General features: G+C 28.3%; 23 protein-coding genes, 1 pseudogene and 1 riboswitch. Of the genes and pseudogenes, 5 read left to right on the top strand and 19 right to left on the bottom strand.

The window, feature by feature from the left end:
* Nucleotides 1-198: 198 nt before the first annotated feature.
* Complete coding sequence (purF, locus tag OIO11_RS08655; RefSeq protein WP_268071051.1) at nucleotides 199-1,560, bottom strand: amidophosphoribosyltransferase; 1,362 nt, start codon at nucleotides 1,558-1,560, stop codon at nucleotides 199-201.
* A complete protein-coding gene (gene thiC / locus OIO11_RS08650) occupies nucleotides 1,561-2,874 on the bottom strand; it encodes a phosphomethylpyrimidine synthase ThiC (protein ID WP_268071050.1) in 1,314 nt (437 codons plus the stop codon).
* A gap of 149 nt (nucleotides 2,875-3,023) precedes the next feature.
* Nucleotides 3,024-3,131, bottom strand: a riboswitch (TPP riboswitch).
* A 141-nt stretch (nucleotides 3,132-3,272) separates the two neighbouring features.
* On the opposite strand from thiC, the gene OIO11_RS08645 reads away from it, so the two are divergent.
* Complete coding sequence (locus OIO11_RS08645; RefSeq protein ID WP_268071049.1) at nucleotides 3,273-3,977, top strand: SIMPL domain-containing protein; 705 nt, start codon at nucleotides 3,273-3,275, stop codon at nucleotides 3,975-3,977.
* 51 nt (nucleotides 3,978-4,028) lie between these two features.
* Here the strand turns inward: OIO11_RS08645 and OIO11_RS08640 are convergent, their stop codons facing one another.
* A complete protein-coding gene (locus OIO11_RS08640; protein ID WP_268071048.1) occupies nucleotides 4,029-4,973 on the bottom strand; it encodes a M15 family metallopeptidase in 945 nt (314 codons plus the stop codon).
* A gap of 191 nt (nucleotides 4,974-5,164) precedes the next feature.
* Here OIO11_RS08640 and OIO11_RS08635 point away from each other — a divergent pair, with 191 nt between their 5' ends.
* Entirely contained in the window at nucleotides 5,165-5,524 is a 360-nt protein-coding gene (locus OIO11_RS08635) for a phage holin family protein (protein ID WP_268071047.1), read from the top strand.
* Between the two features lie 85 nt (nucleotides 5,525-5,609).
* Here the strand turns inward: OIO11_RS08635 and OIO11_RS08630 are convergent, their stop codons facing one another.
* From OIO11_RS08630 to OIO11_RS08595, 8 genes are all read right to left on the bottom strand, one after another.
* Nucleotides 5,610-6,335, bottom strand: a complete 726-nt coding sequence (locus OIO11_RS08630; RefSeq protein ID WP_268071046.1) for an EcsC family protein — start codon at nucleotides 6,333-6,335, stop codon at nucleotides 5,610-5,612.
* Nucleotides 6,336-6,354: 19 nt separating this feature from the next.
* Nucleotides 6,355-7,602: a sensor histidine kinase gene (locus tag OIO11_RS08625; RefSeq protein WP_268071045.1), complete on the bottom strand. Its 1,248-nt coding sequence runs from the start codon at nucleotides 7,600-7,602 to the stop codon at nucleotides 6,355-6,357.
* Nucleotides 7,603-7,605: 3 nt separating this feature from the next.
* On the bottom strand, nucleotides 7,606-8,304 hold the full coding sequence (locus OIO11_RS08620; RefSeq protein ID WP_268071044.1) for a response regulator transcription factor: 699 nt from the start codon (nucleotides 8,302-8,304) through the stop codon (nucleotides 7,606-7,608).
* A 117-nt stretch (nucleotides 8,305-8,421) separates the two neighbouring features.
* Entirely contained in the window at nucleotides 8,422-10,971 is a 2,550-nt protein-coding gene (locus tag OIO11_RS08615; RefSeq protein ID WP_268071043.1) for an ABC transporter permease, read from the bottom strand.
* A 14-nt stretch (nucleotides 10,972-10,985) separates the two neighbouring features.
* Nucleotides 10,986-11,684 carry an ABC transporter ATP-binding protein gene (locus OIO11_RS08610; RefSeq protein WP_268071042.1) on the bottom strand — a complete coding sequence of 233 codons (699 nt, stop codon included), beginning with the start codon at nucleotides 11,682-11,684 and terminating at the stop codon, nucleotides 10,986-10,988.
* A 342-nt stretch (nucleotides 11,685-12,026) separates the two neighbouring features.
* On the bottom strand, nucleotides 12,027-12,731 hold the full coding sequence (locus OIO11_RS08605; protein ID WP_268071041.1) for a 2-phosphosulfolactate phosphatase family protein: 705 nt from the start codon (nucleotides 12,729-12,731) through the stop codon (nucleotides 12,027-12,029).
* Between the two features lie 163 nt (nucleotides 12,732-12,894).
* Nucleotides 12,895-14,196 (bottom strand): M18 family aminopeptidase, encoded by a 1,302-nt coding sequence (locus tag OIO11_RS08600; protein ID WP_268071040.1) that lies wholly within the window; start codon nucleotides 14,194-14,196, stop codon nucleotides 12,895-12,897.
* Between the two features lie 145 nt (nucleotides 14,197-14,341).
* Nucleotides 14,342-15,712 (bottom strand): hypothetical protein, encoded by a 1,371-nt coding sequence (locus OIO11_RS08595; protein ID WP_268071039.1) that lies wholly within the window; start codon nucleotides 15,710-15,712, stop codon nucleotides 14,342-14,344.
* 243 nt (nucleotides 15,713-15,955) lie between these two features.
* On the opposite strand from OIO11_RS08595, the gene OIO11_RS08590 reads away from it, so the two are divergent.
* Nucleotides 15,956-17,134 carry a cation diffusion facilitator family transporter gene (locus OIO11_RS08590; RefSeq protein ID WP_268071038.1) on the top strand — a complete coding sequence of 393 codons (1,179 nt, stop codon included), beginning with the start codon at nucleotides 15,956-15,958 and terminating at the stop codon, nucleotides 17,132-17,134.
* A gap of 195 nt (nucleotides 17,135-17,329) precedes the next feature.
* Nucleotides 17,330-18,370: a patatin-like phospholipase family protein gene (locus OIO11_RS08585; protein ID WP_268071037.1), complete on the top strand. Its 1,041-nt coding sequence runs from the start codon at nucleotides 17,330-17,332 to the stop codon at nucleotides 18,368-18,370.
* A 678-nt stretch (nucleotides 18,371-19,048) separates the two neighbouring features.
* Here the strand turns inward: OIO11_RS08585 and OIO11_RS08580 are convergent.
* The 3 genes from OIO11_RS08580 to OIO11_RS08570 are packed head-to-tail and all read right to left on the bottom strand — an operon-like array spanning nucleotide 19,049 to nucleotide 19,928.
* Nucleotides 19,049-19,264 carry a hypothetical protein gene (locus tag OIO11_RS08580; protein WP_268071036.1) on the bottom strand — a complete coding sequence of 72 codons (216 nt, stop codon included), beginning with the start codon at nucleotides 19,262-19,264 and terminating at the stop codon, nucleotides 19,049-19,051.
* A 57-nt stretch (nucleotides 19,265-19,321) separates the two neighbouring features.
* Nucleotides 19,322-19,546, bottom strand: a complete 225-nt coding sequence (locus tag OIO11_RS08575) for a DUF6718 family protein (RefSeq protein WP_268071035.1) — start codon at nucleotides 19,544-19,546, stop codon at nucleotides 19,322-19,324.
* Complete coding sequence (locus OIO11_RS08570; protein ID WP_268071034.1) at nucleotides 19,518-19,928, bottom strand: hypothetical protein; 411 nt, start codon at nucleotides 19,926-19,928, stop codon at nucleotides 19,518-19,520. The genes OIO11_RS08575 and OIO11_RS08570 overlap by 29 nt, the downstream gene beginning before the upstream one ends.
* A gap of 70 nt (nucleotides 19,929-19,998) precedes the next feature.
* On the opposite strand from OIO11_RS08570, the pseudogene OIO11_RS08565 reads away from it, so the two are divergent.
* Nucleotides 19,999-20,196 (top strand): annotated as a pseudogene (locus OIO11_RS08565) (PRK06851 family protein); the annotation flags it as partial.
* 56 nt (nucleotides 20,197-20,252) lie between these two features.
* On the opposite strand, the gene OIO11_RS08560 reads toward OIO11_RS08565, so the two are convergent.
* From OIO11_RS08560 to OIO11_RS08540, 5 genes are all read right to left on the bottom strand, one after another.
* Complete coding sequence (locus tag OIO11_RS08560) at nucleotides 20,253-20,402, bottom strand: hypothetical protein (protein ID WP_268071033.1); 150 nt, start codon at nucleotides 20,400-20,402, stop codon at nucleotides 20,253-20,255.
* Nucleotides 20,403-20,445: 43 nt separating this feature from the next.
* Entirely contained in the window at nucleotides 20,446-20,958 is a 513-nt protein-coding gene (locus OIO11_RS08555; RefSeq protein WP_268071032.1) for a hypothetical protein, read from the bottom strand.
* Entirely contained in the window at nucleotides 20,955-21,389 is a 435-nt protein-coding gene (locus OIO11_RS08550) for a hypothetical protein (RefSeq protein WP_268071031.1), read from the bottom strand. Before OIO11_RS08550 ends, OIO11_RS08555 begins: the two co-directional genes overlap by 4 nt.
* 103 nt (nucleotides 21,390-21,492) lie before the next feature.
* Nucleotides 21,493-23,061, bottom strand: coding sequence for a recombinase family protein (locus OIO11_RS08545; RefSeq protein WP_268071030.1), 1,569 nt, complete (start codon nucleotides 23,059-23,061; stop codon nucleotides 21,493-21,495).
* A 103-nt stretch (nucleotides 23,062-23,164) separates the two neighbouring features.
* Nucleotides 23,165-23,296: a hypothetical protein gene (locus OIO11_RS08540; RefSeq protein WP_268071029.1), complete on the bottom strand. Its 132-nt coding sequence runs from the start codon at nucleotides 23,294-23,296 to the stop codon at nucleotides 23,165-23,167.
* Between the last annotated feature and the right edge of the window lie 198 nt (nucleotides 23,297-23,494).

Genomic DNA, 23,494 nt, shown 5'->3' with positions numbered 1-23,494 from the left:
TTTTAAATTTGGTATATTATTCCAGCAGGCTCCGCCTAAAAGATTGGAAGTCGAAGGAATATTATAGATAATAATAACAGGTAATTATGTACAAATATAAGTTTTATATTTGTACGAAACTTAGGTAGTTAATAAAAAATGTGGATTAAAGTATCTAATCCACATTTTTTATTACAATTCTATATTTCTTTTTATATTCTAAGGATATTCGCCATTAAAGCATGCAAAACAAAACTTATCTTCTTTTCCTAATACTTTATGCAATCCTTGGAGACTTAAATAATAAAAACTGTCTGCTCCTAAAATCTCTCTTATTTCCTCTATGTTCATTGAAGATCCTATTATTTCTTTTTTATTAAAGGTATCTATTCCTAAAAAGCAAGGATGTTTTACAATAGGAGACGCTATAATAAAATGAACTTCTGTTGCACCTGCTTCTTTCAATGAATTTACTAATCTTTTACTGGTAGTTCCTCTTACCATAGAATCATCAACTACTATAACACGCTTATTTTTTATATTGGATTTAAGAGGCGTTAATTTTAGTGAAACATTCTTTTCTCTTAATTTTTGATAAGGAGCTATAAATGTTCTTCCTACATACTTATTTTTCACAAATCCTGTTCCATATGGTATTCCCGAAGCTTCTGCATAACCCATAGCAGCAGGAACCCCTGAATCTGGAACTCCAATTACTATATCAGCATCAACAGGATATTCTTTATATAACTGCTTTCCAGCTAAAACTCTTGATGAGTACACCTCTATTCCGTCAATAATACTGTCTTCTCTTGCAAAATAAATATATTCAAAAGCACAAGAAGCATATTTTTTTTCTTTTGAAAATTTAATTGACCTAATACCACTATTATCAATAACTATCATTTCTCCTGGTTCAACATCTCTTAAAAATTCTCCTCCTACAGCATTTAAAGCACAGCTTTCAGAACAGATAATATAACTATCATTTATTTTTCCTATACAGAGAGGTCTTATGCCTTTTGGGTCACGAATTCCTATAAGCTTATCTTTAGTTAAAATAACCAGAGCATAAGAACCTTTAACTTGTTTCACTGCATCACTTATAACTTCTTCAATAGTCTTTTTATTTTCTCTTGCAATGAGATTTAATATTACTTCTGAATCAGTAGTAGTATGAAAGTTACTGCCTTCTTTTTTCAAATTACTCTTTAATATGTTAGCGTTTACTATATTTCCATTATGTGCTATAGCAATTTCACCTAATTCACATTCTGTAAGCAGCGGCTGTGCATTTATAATACTGCTGTCTCCTGTTGTGGAATACCTTACATGTCCAATTCCTGATAATCCCTTCATTTGATTCAGAATTTTCTCGTTGAAAACCTGTGAAACTAATCCCATATCTTTATAAGAGGTTAATTTTTCTCCATCTGAAACAACTATTCCTGCACTTTCTTGACCCCTATGCTGCAAAGCATAGAGGCCGTAGTAAGTGAAAAGAGAAACATCTATTTTTTCTCTAGAAAACATTCCAAAAACTCCACATTCCTCTTTAAATTTATCATTCTCTTTATACATCTAGTCATCATCTCTTAAAATATTTATGTTCTTTCCACTCATTACTTTGTTCATATTTCTTACAGCACACATTTTTCCACACATAGTACATGTCTTCTCATCTTCTGGCTTAGAACTTTCTCTGTATTTCCTTGCTTTTTCAGGATCAATAGCAAGTTCAAACATCTTGTTCCAATCAAGATTTCTTCTTGCTTCACTCATTTCATTATCCCATTTTCTAGCGCCTTTGATTCCTTTTGCTATATCAGCAGCATGAGCAGCTATTTTAGTTGCTATAATTCCTTCTTTTACATCATCTAAATCTGGAAGTCTTAAATGTTCTGCTGGAGTTACATAACATAAAAAGTCTGCTCCATTTGATGCTGCAATAGCTCCTCCTATAGCACTTGTTATGTGGTCATATCCTGGTGCTACATCAGTAACTATAGGTCCTAATACATAGAAAGGTGCATCATAACATAATTTCTTTTCTAGAAGCATATTTGCTTTAATTTCATTTAAAGCCATATGTCCTGGTCCTTCTATCATAACTTGTACATTTCTTTCCCAAGCTCTTTTTGTAAGTTCTCCTAATGTCATAAGCTCTTTTATTTGGCTAGGATCTGTAGAATCCGCAATAGAACCTGGACGACAAGCATCTCCTAAGCTTATAGTTACATCGTATTTTTCACATATATCTAAAACCTTATCAAAATACTCATAAAATGGATTTTCTTTTCCATTTAGTTGCATCCAAGCAAACAGTAATGTTCCACCTCTTGAAACTAAGTTAGTAAGTCTTGGATTTCTTTTAAAAACTTCTGCTGTTTCTCTGTTTATACCAGCATGGATAGTCATGAAGTCTACTCCATCTTTTGCATGAGTTTCTACAACATTTAATAAATCTTCAGCAGTTAACTCTTTTAACTCTTTATCATAAAAGCCAACAGCATCATACATAGGTACTGTTCCAATCATACCTGGATACATATCTATCGTTCTTTGTCTAAACTCTTGAGTTTTACCAAAACAACTTAAATCCATTATAGCCTCAGCCTTCATATCAATAGCTAGTTTAACCTTCTCAAGTTCTTTTTCTATATCATTGCAATCCTTAGAAATTCCAAGGTTTACATTTATTTTAGTTCTAAGTCCTTTACCTACTCCTTCTGCATTTAAACTTTTATGATTTTTATTTGCAGGTATTGCAACTTTACCTCTTGCAACTAATTTCATTAATTCTTCAACTTTCATTCCTTCTTTTTCAGCTACTGTTTCTATTTCTTTTGTTACTATTCCTTTTCTTGCTGCGTCCATTTGTGTTGTATAGTTCATTTCATATTCCTCCTCATTTTTTATTTAGCAATTGTTTAAACAAAAAAGGGAAGCAAAATTTGCTTCCCTCATAAATACTTATATAAACTATGTAATCGTATAATTACATAATAAAAACACAACTTTATATAGCATAAAAATTGCGTTCTAATATACATAAAGTTCTTCCCTACGTTAGAATTAACTAAATCAGGTTATGAGGGTCAGAGCTAATCATCTCTATCTCAGCCTATTCATAGGCTCCCCTAGAAATATTCAATTTTAATCTATAAAAAGATTATAACACAATCTTCAAATATATCAAATTATTTTCGCAGCAATTTTTTATTTAATAAGAATAATCTCCTCCAACAGTTTAATATTCATAGAATGTACTAATAATTTTAGGAGAATGTTATATGATTCCAGTAAATATGTGGAGAGCTTATCCTAATTACTCTCCTTATACAAGTACTACTAACCTGTATAAAAAAATACAAAACTACATTATGGAAATACAAGGAGAAGGAAGTGCAAAATTCAAACCTGACACAGCTATTATATATACAGCAGTAGTTACTGAAAGTAAAGATGTGAAAAAAGCTGAAAAAGAAAATTCAATGATAACTAATCAAGTTATTAACGAACTAAAAAAACTTGGAATTAAAGAAGATGATATTGAGACAGTATCCTATAATATCAAAAAAACATATGACTATGTTGATGGTAAACAAATTTTCAAATCCTATGAAGTAAAAAATGAACTAAAAATTACTGTAAAAGATTTAGGAAAAGTAGGAGAAGTAATTGACACATCTGTTGAAAATGGAGCTAATGTAATCGAAAAAGTTACTTTTACAACTTTAAATCCTGAAATCTATTATAGAAAAGCTTTAAATTTAGCTGTGAAAAATGCTGTAAAAAAATCACTAGACATTGGTAGAACATTAAATATTCAAGTAAACAGAATTCCAATTGAAATAAAAGAAGAAAGCTATATTGATAAATTAAGTTTAGAATCTTCTCCTTATGCTGGTTCTTTATCAGCACCCAAAACTACTCCAATACTGCCAAAAGAGTTAGAAATCAAAGCAAGGGTTAAAGTTATTTTTGGGTATGAATAAAAACTTAACCTCTCCCGTATTTAACTACGGGAGATTATTTTACATATTAATTTATCTTGATGCTTTATCAATTATTTCTATATAATTTTTTATATTAGCATCTTCATAAGGTACTCCATCATACCATGCTTTGTTTGAAACAGATTTATTTCCAAAGTATCGTGCCTTAAGAATCAACTCAGGTCTATACTCAAAATGTAATATATCAAACTTTCCCCATTTTCCTCCCCAAATAAAATTATTCTTCTCAAAAATCTGTACAATCTCCCGTGGATAACCGGCTAATCTCTTTTCCCCTGCTTCTCTTGAAGTCCACTTCCAATAATCATGCTTATTACTTGCAAGGTCTATTGCAGTTCCAAAAGAGTGAGGACTTAACCTATTGGTACCTGCAATTAAACGATAGTTAAAAGTACCACTTGTAGGAAATACACAAGAACCTATATCTCTGCGATTTTGTGCTAGGGGTGAAAGTTCTCTCATAACTTTCTTTAAAGAATCTGCAGCCTTATTATTACCGTTAAATATGCAATGACATCCTCCTATATTTACAGGTATAAGATTTGATTGTACTTGTGCTTTCGATCCACCATATACTTCTTTTAGTAAAGTATAATGTCTAGTACGTCCAGGATTATAATCCTTTTCCATTATTTTTTTTATATCTGTAAGAGGATATGCCTGTTCCATAACATCCTGCAAATCTGGATTATTTAGCTTTTGTTCAGAGTTCTTTGCCTTTTTATCATCATAAAGAATTTTTCTTTCGGATTTCATTATTACATATACCCTACCATCTTCCTTGCGCTCTACACCAGTAACATACTCTGGATAAGCCATCATCAAGCATAAAATATCTCGCTTCATTGTTACATCATAAGTAACCTCATTAGTTTCTTCATAAGCTAAAGCAATATTTTGCATTGGTTGTTTTACCACCACTCCTGCAGTAATGAAAAAATATATACACATTATACAAACAGTCATTTTCTTCATAACATATTCAATCCCTTCCTAAACTATATCCATATGATTAGTATGCGTAAATATATAGATTTTACTAAATGAATTCTCTATATTTTCTAAAGTTAGTATCTTAAAAATAAAATTTTTATTGTATATAATATTTTTTATTTTTATGTACAAAATATATATAGTTTAAAAATTTTTTAAGGAGTGATTAAATTATGAGTGAAAAAAAAACTGAGGAAAGATCCAGTGTATGGGGTTATATAATTAGATTTGTATTAATTTCTATTATATTGGGTATCACTTCAGCTTTAACCCCTGGTTTCACTATTACAGGATTATGGTCATTTATATTGGCAGCAATTGTAATAACCTTAATAGATTACTTTGTTGAAAAGGCTATGGGTGTTGATGCATCACCCTTTGGAAAAGGAGTAAAAGGATTTGTAATTGCCGCTATAATATTATATATAACACAATTTTTAGTACCAAATATGAGAGTATCTATTTTAGGTGCAGTAATAGCAGCATTGGTTATTGGAATATTAGATGCCATAATACCAGGTAGAGCTATGTAATCTTAACTTTTAAATTATGGAAAATTAGGGCTGTTGACATATTGTCAACAGCCCTAATTATAATTTTTATAAATCTTCATCCAAGTTAAGCTTTTTTCTTAAATACTCTTAGCCTGTAAGCATTCACAGCTGTTTTCCCTAGCTTATCCATCAATTGATAGTTTGCATAAGCTCCAACTACAGCTCCTATACCTGGAATCAGCTGCAACATCTTTGCTAAATCCATGTAGTCTCTATATTCCTGCTGAAAAATTCTCCAGTCAAATGAATCTAAATCACTGGGCAATTCTTTAACATGTTCATCCCATTTTAAAATTTTTTCATAAACTTCAATTCTTTTTTCATCACTTGAAAAAGCCAGTAAAAAAATATATAAAATATATACTCTTTCTTTATAATCTTTTACATTAAATCCGTATAAACTAGCTGTATCAAATAAAAATTTCATTTTCAGACTTAATAGAAGAGGAAAATCTGCAAGTCCTAGTAGAATTCCACCAGCTCCTGTTCCTGCACCACTAGCAGCAGCAGTTTTTTTATAGAAATTTAACTTCTCCATTACTAAAGTTTCTCGTTTCTCCAAAGATTCGTTAATCATTGGTTGTTTTGTAGTGAATTTTGACCCACTCAATACCACTTTAACCATGTTCTTAATCGCCTCAGTAATTACCACATGAACCTTATCTGGAATCAAGTTATTTGCTTTTGTTTGTAATCCTTTAGTTATACGACTAGTAAAAGAAGGCTTTTTATTCATCCTTTTCTGCCATACTTTCAACTCCTGTAATGCTTTTTTTTCGTAAGTATTCATATTTACACCTCACAAAACTTTAATTTACCGCCAAAAAAGTAATAGTAAAAATAGTACCTTCATTTTTTTTACTTTTCACTTCAATCATTCCACCATGACCTTCAACTATAGACTTTGAAAGAGCTAATCCAATTCCAACAGACTCTGTTTTTTTCCGTGTTTTACCTTTATAAAATCTTTTAAAAATATGTGGTATTTCCTCTTTTGGAATTCCCTCTCCGCTATCTTTAACAATTATTCTAATACACACTGGAGTTCTCTCTGTAAAAACTTCTACATTTCCTTCCGATTCAGTATGCTCTATAGCATTTTTAATTAAATTTATAACTCCTTCACTAAGCCAATTAGCATCATGCTTCATCATGATTTGTTTTTCTTTTGTACAAAAGCTAAGATTTATTTTTTCATTTTCTGCCTTCGCCATAAGTGTTAAAACAGCCTCTTCCACTGTATTATTTATATTACAATTATTTTTTTCAAATTTTATTACTCCTGCATCTAATTTTGCAAGTTGAAGCAAGCTTTTTATAAGCCACTCAATTCTACTCAATTGTTTTCTGCTATTTTCTAAAAAATCTCTTCTTTTATATTCATCTATTTTTCTATTTAAAAGTATATCATTATATATTATCAACGATGATATTGGTGTTTTAAGTTGATGTGAAATATCTGATAATATATCCGTTAAGAACTTCTTCTCTTTTTGAACTTCTAAAAAATTGTTCTTCATAATTACTCTCATCCTATTAAAAGAATGTGCAAGCTTTGCAAATACACCTTCTGCATTTTCATAAATGCCTATATCAAATTTAGAATCCGATATATTTTGTGCTGCTAATATAAGGCTTTCTATTCTTCTATAAATCTTTATATGTTCAATAGAATTTATCAATAATACAATAATAAAAAAAATAGTAAAACAACTTAGTATACCTTCTAATGCCATATTAAAACTATTATACATTGATGGTATAAAATTCATTTCTATATTTTCACTAAATCCATAATCTTTTAATACCCTCTCACCCTCTTGTATATTTTTTTCATTAGCTCCCTTTGTTATTATTGGAATTATTTCTCCACTCAATTCAGGATGATTTTTACTGATTTCCCCTATTATAGCTATATTACTTTTCACATAATTAACTTTAATTTTTTCGTAACTTATATTTATAATAAAAAAAGATGCTATTAACGTTATACAAGCTAAAATCAATATACTGAATGAACTCTGTTTTAGTTCTGGATTGCTAAAATAATTGCTCATACCTTACTGCTCCTTCTCAACATCTACATTCCACTCATATCCAAGCCCTCTTTTAGTTTTTATATACACAGGCTTGGAAGAATCCTCTTCTATCTTTTCTCTAATTCTTTTTACATATACTGAAAGAGTATTAGTATCAAAATAAGCTCCTTCACCTTCAATTAATTTATCTAATATTTCTTCCCTACTCATTAATTTTTTAGGGTTTGTCATAAATATTGAAAGAAGCTTGTATTCTTGTGTAGATAGGAGTATGTCTTTTCCATTTTTTTGAACTGTTGCTCTTTCTGTATTTAAAATTATATCCTTACATCTTAATATTTTTTCTTTATGATTTTCTACATGAAATCTTCTTAAGTTAGCTTTAATTCTTGAAATAAGTTCTTTCACTTTAAAAGGTTTTGTTATATAATCATCTGCACCTATATCCAAACCTAAAACAATATTTACCTCATCATCACAGGCTGTTAAAAATATTATTGGAACTTCACTTTTGCTTCTTATATATTTACATGCATCATATCCACTTCCATCTGGAAGCATTACATCTAATATAACTATATCAAACTTTTCTTCATCAAAAGTTTTCAAAGCTTCTTTTACATATTCACATCTAGTAACATCATATCCTTCATCTACAAGAGTAAACTCAATTCCTAAAGCTAATCCTTCATCATCTTCCAAAAGCAATATTCTACTCAAACTCTATACCTCTCTTTCTATATAAATAACCCCTTAAAGTATATTTAACACATTTTTCCACGCATGTCTACTTTAAGGGGTTTATATATTTATTTATTATTACTTATAACTTTACTCTTACGCATCCAACCTTATCACGTCAATAACATTTTCTTTTTTAATTTTATTTAGAGGTTTGATTACTGATAGAAGTCCTATAGTTACTGCTGCTAAAGTTGCTATTCCTATAGTATCCCAAGGTATTCCCCATTTAAAACTTTTTATGTTTCTAAAAGAAGAGCTCAACATATATGAAAGACCTGTTCCAATAATTCCTCCATAGAAACATCCATATAAACCATAAAGAATTCCTTCTGTTAAAACCATCGTTCTAATATTTTTATAAGTCATTCCAAGTGCACTTAAAGAAGCTATCTCTTTCTTTCTCAAAATCAAGTTAGTTGTTATAGTATTTATAATATTAACTGCTCCAATTAATCCTATTACAACTACAAAACCATACATCAATATCTTCAATTGAAGCATACTTTGTTGAAGTTCTTCACCTTTTTTTACCATATTAATAACCTTTACTCCACTGCTATCACCTAATGGTTGAATCCATTTTTCAAATTCATTTTCCTGTCCTTCATTTTTTAATACAATTTCAGCAGTCTTTACAGGTATATCTTCTATATTTTTACCTGATATATTTTTTATAACTTCCTGTGTAGCTATTATTTTTAAATCTGTTGATTTAAAGTTATCACTATATGGGGCATCATCTACTATTGCAGCTACCTTTACTTTTACCATATCTTCTTTTGATTTTTTTTTCATGTTATTTAAGTTTTCATTATTGTTATTATTATAATCCTTATCCTCTATTGACTTTCTATAGAAAATATTTTTATTAACATAGAAGCTGTCTCCAACTTTCAAAGTAGTAATAGGACCTTCATAATATTTACCATTTGCTTTTAGCAAATTATTTTTTACTAATATTACTCCATTTTCTTTAGCCATTTTTTCTGTATCAATTTTTCCATCTTTAAGATACCCTATACTTCCCTTTAATTTTGATTCATTATAGATATCAAAGCTCATATCTAAGGACAGCATATCTTCTCCTTGAAAATTTATTTTTTGATACAAATCAGGCATAAGATTTGCTGCTTCCTTATCCTTTTCATTATTTAAAATTGATGCTCTTGAAGCATAATTTCCATAAGATACAATGACATTTTTTACATTATTATTGTTTTTTATCTTATTAACTATATCTTTGGTTAAAGAACTTTTACCATTTTTATCTATAATACCCACGGTTACAAAATGAGTTTTATAACTTTCCGAATTTTGATTAGTAAAATTCTTACTCATATTTATAAATGAAGAAAAAGTTATAAATATGGCAACACTTATCATTATTGAAAATACAGTAATATTAAATCTTTTCTTATTCCTTTTTATGTTCTTAAAAGCCATTAAACTGTTTATGCTTAAGAATCTTTTTGCTATTTTACCTCTACTTTTCTTTATTTTTTCTTTTGTTATTGATGTTCTACTGCTAATAGCAGTTAAAGGAGATACTTTCCCTGCAAATCTTGCTGGAATCAATGCTGATATATATATTGAGATTAATCCAACTACCGCACTAATAATTAGTATATAGTACGATATAATAACATCAAATTGTGAAAAAATAGAATTTGACATCATTCTAAATATTTTACCTACTGTAAATATTGCAAATACCCCAGAAAGTATTCCAAGAGGCACACCAATTAAACTTATTATAGTAGCTTCTCTTAAAACTATTTTTCTAATTTGTTTTGGAGTTGCACCTACTGCTCTTAAAAGGCCATACTGTTTTATTCTTTCAATAACACTTATTTGGAAAGAATTGTATATAACAGCTATAGTTGCTATAACTGCAATTCCTATAACAATTGCTGCAATTGTGTTCAAGTCATTATTGACCTTTTTATTTTCTCCTTCTCCCATGTAAGTTAGTACCATACCATTGGTATCAACATTTTTAAAAGAAGATTTTAATTCAGTAACTGTTGCTGATATGTGCGCTTTTTTTGATATAGTAACATATATAGTGGATTTGCTTACATCAAATTTATTGCTATAAATCATTCCTAAAGATTTTCCTATAAATTGGTTACCCATATCACTTTGAATTAATCCTGTTATTTTAAAATTCTTTGTTTCACCACTGCCAAGCTTTAATTTTATATTTTCTCCTATTTTAGGGTTATTAGGTATATAATTAAGTATCCACGGTTCTAATGCTATTTCTTCTTCTGTATTTGGAAATCTTCCTTTTACTACTTTATATGGCAAAAGTTCTAAAGCATTTTTATCATATTTTTTAATTTCTATCCCCTTTGAATTTCTAAGCTTCACAGTATCATAATTTTGCATAAGTCCTATTATATCGATTTTAGGATTATTTTTTAACTTCTCATAAGCATTTTTATCATTTTTAGACATTCGTACATGAAAAGAACCTTTTTGTCTGATTTCATCCTGAAGAAAAGTATTCTGCATACATTTCATAAATAAACCTATTGATGTAATCAATGCTACTGAAAGTATTACTCCACAAATGGTAAGTATAGTTCTTTTTTTGTTTTTCTTTAAATATTTATTTGTTATGTCTTTATAACTTTTCATAATTCTTCCTCCTACTATCCTATTCTCTCCTCACATTTTATTCTCTCATCATTCTTCACTTCTCCATCACTTATAGTTATTACCCTATCTGCTTGCTCTGCTATACTAAGGTCATGAGTTATAATTATAAGTGTTTGATTATATTTTCTAGAAGATATTCTTAGAAGTTCTATAACTTCCTTACTGTTTTTACTATCTAAATTTCCTGTAGGTTCGTCTGCAAGAATTATTGAAGGCTTATTTATTAAGGCCCTGCCAATAGATACTCTTTGCTGCTGACCTCCTGATAATTCTGATGGAAGATGACTTCTTCTCTCTTTAAGTCCAAGCATATCTATTACTTCTGTTAAATATTTTTTATCTACTTTTTCTCTGTCTAATAGTGCAGGCAAAGAAATATTTTCTTCTACATCTAGTACTGGTATCAAATTAAAAAACTGAAATACAAATCCAACATTTCTTCTTCTGAAAATAGCTAATTTTTCTTCATTTAATCTATATACATCTTCGCCATCTAAATAAATTTTTCCTGAAGTTGGTCTATCTAATCCTCCAAGCATATGAAGGAGTGTACTCTTTCCAGAGCCTGATGCTCCAACTATAACAACAAATTCTCCTCTCTCAATAGAAAATGATACATTTTTTAGTGCTTCCACCTTATTGTTACCCTCTCCATAAATCTTTGATAAATTTTCAACCTTTAATATTTCCATATCTATACCTCCATTTAAAAATTCAAAGTTCAAATATATAAGTTTAAATATAATTTAAAACTCTACATAAGTAGCTGCAGCATAAATTGATATTTATTATTTTCACTTTAAACTTTATCTTTAAATACTATGGTTTTATTATATTTTCTTAGCATCTTTATAACAATAACTGCTATCTTACATTTGAAAAGGTAAATCTTACAACTCTGTAAGATAAAAATAAAACTTCCTAAGTTCTAAAATTCTTTAATTCTTAGGAAGTTCTATTCTTTAATTTATATATTTTAAATGGCTCTACTTTTATAATTATTTTCAGCACATCTAATTTCTACTCTATTCAATTTAAACAATCTTTCCATCTTTAAATTCTGGCACCATATCTATAATGTCTTTCTGACAGCAGTATTCTAAATCTTTTTCCAATCCTAACTTTATAAGAGTATTATAGTGCTTTGCTTTTTTTATAAAACTTAAAATATCTTGATTTTGCTCATATATATAGTGAGCAGTTACAGCAATATCAGACAATTTCACAGCTGCTAATTTGATAATACAATCAACAATATATCCACTGCATATAAAATCATCTATAGAAAATTCTCCATAAGTACCTGCATTTATTACAACTACATCATTATTCAACTCTACGGCTCTCTTAGCTACTGCTTCTGCATTTATTAATGCTCCTATAAGCATACTTCTTGCGGAAACTGCTTTATTTATTGCCTTTGTTCCATTAGTAGTAGTCATAACTAAAATTTTATCTTTTGCAATATCTTCTTTATATTCTAGAGGAGAATTTGAGAAATCAAAGCCTTCTATTTTAATAGCATTTCTTTCTCCTCCTAAAACATAATTTTCTCTATTATCTTTCACAATAGCTTTAGCCTCTTCAATATCTACCACAGGAATAACTTCTCTGCAGCCATTTTTTAATGCTGTTACAATTACAGATGTAGCTCTAAGCATGTCTACTATAATTACAGTTTTATCTTTAATTTTTTCTTCCTTTATATCCTCATTTGAAATAATTATATCTATTTTCATATGACATATCCCTCATTTCCTAATAAGATAAATTATTGTTTTAATTAATCATTTAAATCCTTTCTCATAACCTCTTATATCTAATATAAATTTATATTAAAAAATAAGTTGTATTTAGTAATACAACTTATTTTAAATATAAAAATTGTCTAGTTAAAAGTAATTATATTCTATAAAATTCCTCAAAACATTTAGCAGCATAATAATGATCCATTACTCCACAAAGTTCTCTGATTGAGTGCATTGCAAGCAGTGGAGTTCCTATATCAACTGAACGAATATTTAAATGAGTTGAAGAAATTGGTCCTATTGTTGAACCGCCTCTCTCATCTGAGCGATTAACAAATCTCTGCACAGGTACTCCTGCTTTTTTACATACAGCTTCAAAAACAGCTGAAGAATTGCTGTCTGAAGTATAACTCTGGCTGGCAGCTATTTTTATGGCAGGTCCCTTATTTATCATAGGTCTGCTAGTTGGATCACTTTTTTCTCCCTTATTTGGATGAACTGCATGAGCCGAATCTGATGAAATAATAAATGATTTTGAAAGTGCTCTAAAGAAATTCTCTCTATCTCCACCTAGTGATAAAACTATTCTTTCCAATATATTTGAAAGCATATTTGAGTCTGCTCCCTGTTTAGTTGAACTTCCTACTTCTTCATTGTCAAAGCATACTAAAACATTAGTAGTATTTGAAACTTTTGCATTAATTAATGCTGAAAGCCCTGCATGAACTGCTTCTAAATCATCTAGTCTACCACATGATACGAGCTCATCATTTAACCCAATAATACTTCCCTTTTCATACTCATAAAGGAATAAATCAAAATCTAATATATCTTCATTCTTTACATTTAATTCTTTAGCAATAACCTTTAAAAGATAATTATTCTTTTCAAATTTTTCATTTACTAAAGATACCAATGGTAATGTATCAACTTGTTTATTCAGTTCAATTCCCTGATTAACATTTCTATTCATATGTATTGCAAGGTTTGGAATTATCATTATTGGCTTCTTTATATTTACAAGTTTTGTTTCTGGGAACAATATATTTTTTCCCTTTAAAGTAACTCTTCCTGCTAAAGATAGCGGTCTGTCAAGCCAAGTATTAAGTATTGGTCCTCCATAAACTTCAGTATTCAATTTAAAATATGAACCTTCTGATACCATCTCACAATTTGGTTTAACTCTAAAGCATGGTGAATCCGTATGTGCTCCTACTATCTTAAATCCATTTTCTTCAATTTCACCTTTTCCAACCACAAAAGCAGTTACAGCTGAATCATTTTTAGTTACAAAATATTTTCCTTGCTTTTCTATATTCCACTTTTGGTCTTCTTTTAATTCTTTAAAACCATTTTTTTCTAATTCTTTCTTCACATTTTCCACAGCATGAAAAGCAGTTGGGCTTTCATATATAAAATCTATAAGTTCTTCTGCAAATTTTAGTTCCTTACTCATATTGCAACCTCCAATAAAACTTTTTTTAAACTCTATAAATTAGTATACCAAAGATCAAAATTATTTTCATAAAAATGTATTTACTGCAAAATTAAAATAAAAGTTCCGATAAATTTTATCGAAACTTTTACTTTCACTTTTATTTTTAAGCAGCTTCTTTTTCACTTTCTTCAGACATGCCTTTTTTTAATAACTCAACATAATCTATAGAATTTTTCTCATTAACTTCTGGCATAGCTTCAATATTAACTTTCTCATTTATGTTGTATGCATCACCTGAAAATTTAATTACAAATGTATATTGAGACTTGCTGTCAGCGCCTTGAAGTTTTCCTGCATCTACAGTAAATTTAATACTTCCAGTTTGATATGATATATATCCATCTTTATTTACTCCAAAGTCAAATACTACTTCATATTTAACTGATTTATTCAATTCTTCTAGCATAACTACAAGTTGATTTAATCCTTCATCGACTTCTTTTTCCATTTCTTTCAGCTCTTCAGCACTAACTTCTTGATTTTGCATCTCTGCTCCCAAGTTTATTGAGAATTTAACATAATCTTTTATAATCTTGTTCATTTCTTTATCTTGTAAAGCAAATTTTATTACTTCAGTTAGTTTTTCATTATCTAATTTAATTTGATAAAGATCAACATTTTCTTTTGTATTACCTACAGTTACAGCTTGTTTATCTTTTCTTGTAACAAGATTAAATTTAGCATCAGCTGCTCTTAGAAAATCTACCATAGCTCCTTGCATTTTATTACCAAACTTCATAGAAGACTCCATTATTTTTTCATAATCTGCGTTTTGAGCTAATTCTTTAGTAAGTTTTTCTGAATCATATACAAAATAATCTTTTCCTTTTAATTCAGGTGAAAAAGCCTTTATAGCTTCTGGAATAGTAATTACATATTTCATCTTTTGATCTTTACCTTCCATATTCATATCAATCCATGCACTCATTTTATAAATTTGGTTCATAAAAGAAAGATTAAAATCACTCTTAGTAGAAATCTGAGTGTTTTTTCCATTACCAACGAATTTTGATTTTCCATCAATTTTTATACCATTTATAATCTGCATTATTGGTGCAAAGTTTTGTATTTCTTCTTGTGTTAAGTTTTTTCCCTCCATATTAAGATCAACTTTTATATTTGACTCACATGAAGTAACTTTACTTGTTTTATCAAAAGCCACCATTAGTTCGTCTACTGGTGAAATCTTCTTGTCCATATTTTTATATATGTTATATTCTAAAGCTTTATTATATATGGTTCTAAGATTTGTATCTTCAATTTCTGCTACCATTTTTCTAGCTTCTTTTATATTTTCTTCGTTTAAGTCCTTAATAGCTTTTTGAACAGCTGCTTTAACATTCTTTTTTTGTTCCTTGCTTTCAACCTTTACACTATCTTTTGTAACAGCAGATGCTCTAGCAGGCATAAAACTAATGCCAGTAGATAAAACCGCTGCTGCCAGTATCATAGAAATGCTTTTTTTATTTTTCATTTCTTTCCCTCCTATATTTTCTTCAATTACGTACATATATATATTAAACCAATTTATGTATCATAACAATATTGTTAAGAAAAATTTAAGTTTTTGTTAACAATATATATAAGTTACAACAAATACTATTCATTGTATTAAAACTTCCGTGAAACTTTTGTATAAATTTACAAACGTTTAATCCTAAACAAAATATTATGATATAATATCATTTAACAAACATTCTAATTTGGAGGTTGCAAAATGTTATCAAAATTTCTAGTAGCGAAATTTGTGAAAAACCATGAAAATGTAGGCCACCATAAAGTACGAGAATCCTATGGATATTTGGGCGGTATCGTTGGCATAATAGTTAATTTTATTCTATTTTTAATTAAATTATCTGTAGGTTTATTGGTTAAAAGTATTGCAGTAACAGCAGATGCCTTTAATAACCTGTCAGACGTTTTATCTTCTATTATAACTATTGCTGGATTTAAATTAGCCTCGAAACCAGCAGATGAGGAACATCCCTTTGGTCATGGAAGAATAGAATATATATCTGGATTGATTGTTGCTTTTATGGTTATGTTGGTAGGATTTCAATTTACTAAATCATCCTTTGATAGAATAACTAATCCTGAAAAAATAAATTTTCAACTTCTACCATTCATTTTACTAGTAGTTTCAATTGGTGCAAAAGTATGGCTCAGTATATTCAATAAGTATATAGGCAGAAAAATTAAATCCTCTGCTCTTGAAGCTTCTTCCCTGGATGCTTTAAGTGATGTTATTTCTTCAAGTACTGTAGTTTTATCCTTATTACTCTCTAAATGGATAACCTTCCCTATTGATGGATATGTAGGTATAGTAGTGTCTTTATTTATTTTGTATTCTGGATATTCCTTAGTAAAAGAAACTATTAATCCTCTTTTAGGAGAAGCACCTGACCCTGAGTTTGTTAAAGAACTTAAGCAGGAAGTATTAAAATATGAAAGCATAATCGGAGTTCATGATTTGATTATTCACAATTATGGACCTGGAAAAGGAATGGCATCTATTCATGCTGAAGTTCCTTGTGACATGTCAATAGTTCAAATTCATGAAATAATTGATAGAGCCGAAAATGAGATTTCCAAGAAACTTAATATATTTTTAGTAATACACATGGACCCTATAAATACTGATGATAAGGAAATCAGCCATGCTAGAAGTGAGGTTGGTAAAATTTTAAAAAATTTTGAACAAGTTAAATCCTTTCATGACTTTAGAATTGTAGGAGAATGTGAACATAAAAATTTAATTTTTGATGTGGTAATTGACTTTAGTTCAAAATTTACTCATGAAGATGAAGAAAAACTTAAATCCAACATAGATAAAGAAATTAAAAAGCTTCATCCTAAATATAATGCTCTTGTTGCTATTGACAGAGAATATGCTTAAAAATTCAATAACCCAAGATATAAAACTAGAATTTTTATGTCTTGGGTTATTCTTCATTTACAATACATAGATTAAGTATATATAAATTAATCCAAATAGAGTTGAAAAAAGTAATTATTTTTCTATAAGTTAAAATTCACAGTAAATTTGTTATTGAATATCTTAACAGTATAAGTAACTATGCTGGAGGTTCTTATGTATACAAGTAATATGTATTATAAAATTAATAATTTAGTTTTTGCAGGAGGTGGAGTATTAGGAATAGCATATCTAGGAGTATTAGATTTTTTATATAATCATGGCATATTACAAAACATAAAAAGAACAGCTGGAACATCAGCTGGAGCAATAACCGCATGTCTAACTAGCTTTTCTTTACCATTTGATGAAATGAAAAAAATAGCTGATACAATAGATTACAGAAAAATTCCACAAAAAGGTAATCAACCTGATTTAAAAAGAATTTCTACTGTTCTAAAAAAAGAAATGGAAGAAATATTTGAAGATATTGATTGTATGTACAGGTTAATTAAAAATTTCGGCTGGTATTCCAGTGAATATTTCTACCAATGGATAAAAGAACAAATAGCATCTCAATTCGATAGTTCTAAAAAACTACCGCCCTATACCTTTGAAGATTTTAAAAATCCCTACCTTCACAAAAAACAAAAAACATTTTTAGATTTATATATTATTGGTACAGATATATCTACCACTTCTTCAAAAGTATTTTCTTATGAAACAACTCCTCATATGGAGGTAGCTGAAGCCGTTAGAATTTCTATGTCTATACCTATTTTTTTCGAATCAATAAAAATTAATGAAGATAAAACGCCTAAAAAATCAATGCCTCATATATTTTCAGATGGTGGAGTTATGAGAAATTATCCTATAAATCTATTCGATTCTAATTATTTTATGGATATGATTATTGATGGCGTAAATCTTCAAACATTGGGAATAAAATTTAAAAGCAAAATAAAATATAGTGAAATAAATAATTTTATGGATTATATAGAAAATTTACTTAAATCATTTATGAGAATTCAACAGGATATATATAATAATAGTGCAATAGATAAATTAAGATCTATTGAAATATATACAAAAGACATATCTTTTAGAGATTTTAATATAAGCCCAAACGATGAAAAATATAATTTCTTATATAGTCAAGGCTATAAGGCTGCTGAAAATTATTTTCAGAATAAAATATTTTCACCTGGATTATACTAAGTTAATATGTTTTTTTAAGAACTATAACGTTATCATTACTTCTATATTGGTTTAATTCCATCTCCTTTAAATTAATTGGTAGTATCTTTTTTATTTCCAAGTCAAAATCAAACAAGTAGTTTCCTCCTTAAATTCTGCATATCCTATGTAGTTAGTAATACTATAATTTAATACTCGTAAGATTAATACGTTATATTTATACTAACATGATTAGGAACTACTCCCTCAATTTCATTAACTATTTCACACAACATTTGTTTCAATTCATCATAAACAAAGGCTCTTTCTCTACTTGTAAATTAACTAATTTAAAAATAGTGTTATTATCTAGTCCAATAACATTTGCTATGCCCGCCTTAAGGTAGACAGATAAAAAAATAAAAATCTGTTATCCCCAAAAATCAAACGGCTAAAGCCCAATGGAATTTAGGGCTTTAGCCGCTTAAATTAATTTTTATTTTACTCTATTTCAATGACTGTAAACATTGAAAAACTTATTTTAAAACTTCCCTTATTTCATCTTCCATTAAAAATGTATAATCCATAAACATATTTTTATTTCTTCAGCATCAGGCTGAACTTTTTCTATATGATTCCATTCATTTACTATTTCTTTTGTAATCATGGTAATATCATCCTTTTCCTATTTATATTATTTAATTATTCTATCTAATTCATTTATGATAATATCTCTTTTAATAAATCTGAAAATAAAATTTCTTTATCTTTAATTTCAAGTAAATTTAATTTTTCTGCTTCTGCTAACCATTTTTTAATTTGAGTAAGCATATGCTTTGTATCATTTATCCAATTTTCTTTATCTTTTAAGCGTTCTTCTGTTTTTTTATTCATTTCCTCTTTCTTCTTTGTTAAAAATTCATTTAAATCTGTCATAGATACCCAACCTCTATTTTGATTTCATTACTAGAGTATACATTTTCTTTGGTTATATTACATATTAACTACCTTAGAAATAAACTCAACTTCATTATTAATTATTATATATGGAGCATATTCTTTATAGCTATCTAAATCATTTAAAGTTACTATTTGTATCCCCTGTTCTAATGTTGTTAATGTTAAGTATTTTGATAATGATGCTAATCTTTGTCCTTGTTCTGCTTCTAATACTAAACTTCCTTCTTTATCAAATTTCTTTGCCACTAGATAGCACATAGTCTAATACCTCCTTAAATTCTTCTTCACTTTTAATTTCATTATTATCATATTTCTTTCTTAATAAAACACCTATACTATTATCCTTTGTATGCTTATATAAATGTATGTGCAACCAATCGTTTAATTTTCTATCCATCTCAGAATTAACTTGTATTTCAATTGGATAATGTCTATTACTCTTTTGATAATATAAATGAATTCCCCTATACCCATCATCTTGTACTTTTCCATTTCTCATATCTGCAACTCTAAATATATCTAAATTTTGCTTTAAAATCTCATCATAATCTGAAACAATTATTCTTATTCCTAATAAATCATTATAACATTTATTAACTTCAATACTGGGATAATATTTATTATATTTTAATATACACATATCTTAAATTCCTAAATTCTTTATTTCTATTAGTAAACTTTTCATTTGTTTTTAAATATAATATAANGCTGCAAGAAGAATAATATGTATCAAAGGTGGTCCTGGAACAGGAAAATCTTCTCTAATGAAAAAAGTTGGACAATACTTTAATGAAAAAGGCTATGATATAGAATATCATCACTGTTCTTCTGATAATACTTCCTTAGATGGAGTGGTTATTAAAGAGTTAAATATAGCTTTACTTGATGGAACCGCACCACATGTAGTTGTCTCATTAACACACAATGGTACCTACTTACTTTAATAATATATAGGTACCATTTATTATTCTTTATCTAAATTTAATTCTCTCATTAAATTTTCTAAAGGAACTAACTTTTCTTTTGAAGTTTTATATTCTTTACATATTTTTATTTCTTCAGCATCAGGCTGAACTTCTTGTATGTGATCCCATTCATTTTCTTTTGTAATCATTATAATATCATCCTTTTTTATTTAAACTATTTCTAATTATAAATCAAACTATATTTTGGAGTTTATATAAAAATTGAGAAAGTCTTTCATGTGCTATATAAGGCTCTAAAGCAAGTGGTTTTCTATCTTTCTTACCATGTGCCACCCAGTTTCTGTACCTATAAACTTGCTTTACATCACCTATGATTTGAGGATTTATTACTGATTTAAATAAATCTAAAATATCTCCAAAATGCCACCTATCAGCATTCTTAAAAGCATACTTAGACATCTGATAGAATAAAGTGTTTTCAGTATTGCCTACATTTTCTTCAACAATTTTAACTGTAAAATCTAAAACCAACTGTTCAAAAGAAGCTACAAGGGATAGAATAGTTAAATCATTCAACTCATTTTCTGCAACTAACAAATTTTCTTTAATTTCTCTTGGTTCTTTTGAACCGATAACTGTATTTGCAGGAATATTCTGAGGTGATGAATTTAAGATTTCTAAAACCACATGCTGGCTATCCATTGCAATTTCATACCAATTAATTATTCTATCTAATTCATTCATGACAACATCTCTTTTAATAAATCTGAAAATAAATTTTCATTTAATTCTTCATAATTATTTTTATTCTTATAAGCCCACTTATTTTCTGTAGTTAAAATCAAGATACATCTCTTTGTTTCTGTATACATGTCTATTCTTCCTAATCCTCCAATAATAGCTCTTCCTATTGGTTCTACTTTTACAGTTTTCCATCCAGTAAGCACATCAATAGCTGGAACATTGTAATCCCCAAATAATTCTTCTGATATTAATATTTCTTTATCTTTAATTTCAATTAAATTTGATTTTTCTGCTTCTACTAACCATTTTTTAATTTGAGTAAGCATATCATTTATATCATTTATCCAATTTTCTTTATCTTTTAAATGTTCCTCTGTTTTTTTATTCATTTCTTCTTTCTTCTTTGTTAAAAATTCATTTAAATCTGTCATAGATACCCAACCTCTCTATATTAATTTCATTATTAATTATATCATAGGGAATTATTTTAAAACTATAATTGTAAAGTAAATTCAAATCCAGTATTACGTATATTCAAAAGTTCCAATAAATCTTTATTTCCTGTTCTCCACTTTTCTTGTCTTTTTCTCCAATCTCAATATAATCAATAAGTTCATTTACCATTGTGTGAGTTAACTCTGTAAAATTCTTGTATTTTTCTATTATACCCATGTATTCTTCAATAGAATTTTGGCTTTCTTTTAATTCCTTTATTTTATTTTCCAGTAGCTCCTTTTGTAAATTTAATTCTTCTTTCTCTCTTAAAAATACAGTATTAAATTCATTAAACTGATCCTCTGAAATAATCCCCTTGATTTTATCAAGATATATATTTTTTAATGCTTCACTTCTGTTTTCTCTATCTCTGTTTATTTTCATTAATTGCTTTTCCATTACTTTCATTTTGGAATTAAAGCTGTGCTCTTCTAACAGCTGCGAACTCATTTTGTTTATATCACACAATGTATTTATATAATTCTTAATCTTTTTAGTAACAATATCTTGCAGCAGATCAAACCTTATAGTATGGCTTGTACAAAGCTTTTTCTTTGGATGAATACTATAAAGCTTGCACCTTAAATAAACATAATTTTTACCGTTACATAATTTATTCATAGTACTTTTGCAATCCATGCATTTAACCTTTCCTGCAAATATATGAGTTTTTCCACTTCCAGTACTTCTAACATTAGACTTCATTCTCTGCTGTACTGCATCAAAGGTTTTCTTATCAATTATTGCACTATGAGTATTCTTTACTATAATCCACTGATTGTCATCTAAATCTTTCATCTTTTTTGACTTGTAATTTAGCTTATGTCGTTTATGCTGTACCATATTTCCAATGTATATTTCATTTTTAAGAATACGCTTTATAGTTGTTTTATTCCAAAGACCATAATTATCTTGTGCCGAAACATTCTTATATTTTAGCCCCTTATTTTTCTTGTATTTAGTTGGGTTAGGAATTCCTTTTTCATTAAGAGTAAGTGCTATATGTTGTGTTCCATTTCCTTGAAGATATAATTTAAATATCATTCTAACAATTTCTGCTGATTCTTCATCAATAACTAATTTATTTTTATCATTAGGATCTTTAGCATATCCATAGGAAGCAAAAGAACCAATAAACTTTCCACTTTGCTGTTTCAATCTAAATACTGCTTTAATGGATTCACTTACATCTTCACAGTACCACTCATTTACTAAACCATTTATTTGGCGGGATTTCTTATTATGTTTATCTAAAGTATCCACACCATCAACAGCAGTTACAAATCTTATCCCCCATTCAATAAATTTATTGTGGAGATATTTCTCTACAAGTTCCATGTCCCTTGTAAATCTTGATTGTGTTTTGCAAAGAATAATATTGAAATTACCTTCTTCAGCATCTTTTAACATGACATTAAATTCTGGCCTATTGGAATCTAGTCCCGAATAATCATCATCACTATAAATCTTGTATATATCCCATCCTTTTTCCATAGCATATTTCATTAATAAGTTCTTCTGATTCTGTATACTCTCGCTATCATCTTTATAGCTTTTCTTGTTCTTATCCTCGTCTGATAATCTACAATATATGGCTACTTTATTCATTTTTTCGCTATACCTCTCCTTTAAATTGTTAAGAAGTATAACTATCTCCTTTACCTGTAATTATTATATAGAAAAGCTGATAGCACTTTCAAAAGAACATAATTCATGCATTACCATTCGCTTCTAATTGTTTTATTATTTTTAACAATAATTTTTCTAAAGTTTCTTTTCTTTTATCTAAATCATCATTTTTAAATCTTTCAGTGACTTTAATTTTTGTTTCTTTTTTAAGCATAAAAATCCCCCCATATAATAATATGAGGGGAGCGAATAATTTATTAGTTATTACTCAACTTTCGCACTACAAAAAAGCTAGTTTTTCCTTGATAAAACTAGGTAATGTAGATATAAAATAGTCTAAAAAATCGTTGATTTGAGTTTTTGTAAGCGATAGCTTTTCATATAGTGCAGACTTAAGTAAATCTAAAATAAC

Source organism: Clostridium sp. ZS2-4, from assembly GCF_026719745.1.
GTDB lineage: Bacteria > Bacillota > Clostridia > Clostridiales > Clostridiaceae > Clostridium_H.
The sequence above is the reverse complement of the archived record's forward strand: the minus strand, read 5'-3'. Positions and strand labels throughout refer to the sequence as shown.

Coding starts and splice junctions, on each gene's coding strand:
- purF (WP_268071051.1), bottom strand. CDS start 1,560: ATGTATAAAGAGAATGATAAATTTAAAGAGGAATGTGGAGTTTTTGGA.
- thiC (WP_268071050.1), bottom strand. CDS start 2,874: ATGAACTATACAACACAAATGGACGCAGCAAGAAAAGGAATAGTAACA.
- OIO11_RS08645 (WP_268071049.1), top strand. CDS start 3,273: ATGATTCCAGTAAATATGTGGAGAGCTTATCCTAATTACTCTCCTTAT.
- OIO11_RS08640 (WP_268071048.1), bottom strand. CDS start 4,973: ATGAAGAAAATGACTGTTTGTATAATGTGTATATATTTTTTCATTACT.
- OIO11_RS08635 (WP_268071047.1), top strand. CDS start 5,165: ATGAGTGAAAAAAAAACTGAGGAAAGATCCAGTGTATGGGGTTATATA.
- OIO11_RS08630 (WP_268071046.1), bottom strand. CDS start 6,335: ATGAATACTTACGAAAAAAAAGCATTACAGGAGTTGAAAGTATGGCAG.
- OIO11_RS08625 (WP_268071045.1), bottom strand. CDS start 7,602: ATGAGCAATTATTTTAGCAATCCAGAACTAAAACAGAGTTCATTCAGT.
- OIO11_RS08615 (WP_268071043.1), bottom strand. CDS start 10,971: ATGAAAAGTTATAAAGACATAACAAATAAATATTTAAAGAAAAACAAA.
- OIO11_RS08610 (WP_268071042.1), bottom strand. CDS start 11,684: ATGGAAATATTAAAGGTTGAAAATTTATCAAAGATTTATGGAGAGGGT.
- OIO11_RS08605 (WP_268071041.1), bottom strand. CDS start 12,731: ATGAAAATAGATATAATTATTTCAAATGAGGATATAAAGGAAGAAAAA.
- OIO11_RS08600 (WP_268071040.1), bottom strand. CDS start 14,196: ATGAGTAAGGAACTAAAATTTGCAGAAGAACTTATAGATTTTATATAT.
- OIO11_RS08595 (WP_268071039.1), bottom strand. CDS start 15,712: ATGAAAAATAAAAAAAGCATTTCTATGATACTGGCAGCAGCGGTTTTA.
- OIO11_RS08590 (WP_268071038.1), top strand. CDS start 15,956: ATGTTATCAAAATTTCTAGTAGCGAAATTTGTGAAAAACCATGAAAAT.
- OIO11_RS08585 (WP_268071037.1), top strand. CDS start 17,330: ATGTATACAAGTAATATGTATTATAAAATTAATAATTTAGTTTTTGCA.
- OIO11_RS08580 (WP_268071036.1), bottom strand. CDS start 19,264: ATGACAGATTTAAATGAATTTTTAACAAAGAAGAAAGAGGAAATGAAT.
- OIO11_RS08575 (WP_268071035.1), bottom strand. CDS start 19,546: ATGTGCTATCTAGTGGCAAAGAAATTTGATAAAGAAGGAAGTTTAGTA.
- OIO11_RS08570 (WP_268071034.1), bottom strand. CDS start 19,928: ATGTGTATATTAAAATATAATAAATATTATCCCAGTATTGAAGTTAAT.
- OIO11_RS08560 (WP_268071033.1), bottom strand. CDS start 20,402: ATGATTACAAAAGAAAATGAATGGGATCACATACAAGAAGTTCAGCCT.
- OIO11_RS08555 (WP_268071032.1), bottom strand. CDS start 20,958: ATGAATGAATTAGATAGAATAATTAATTGGTATGAAATTGCAATGGAT.
- OIO11_RS08550 (WP_268071031.1), bottom strand. CDS start 21,389: ATGACAGATTTAAATGAATTTTTAACAAAGAAGAAAGAAGAAATGAAT.
- OIO11_RS08545 (WP_268071030.1), bottom strand. CDS start 23,061: ATGAATAAAGTAGCCATATATTGTAGATTATCAGACGAGGATAAGAAC.
- OIO11_RS08540 (WP_268071029.1), bottom strand. CDS start 23,296: ATGCTTAAAAAAGAAACAAAAATTAAAGTCACTGAAAGATTTAAAAAT.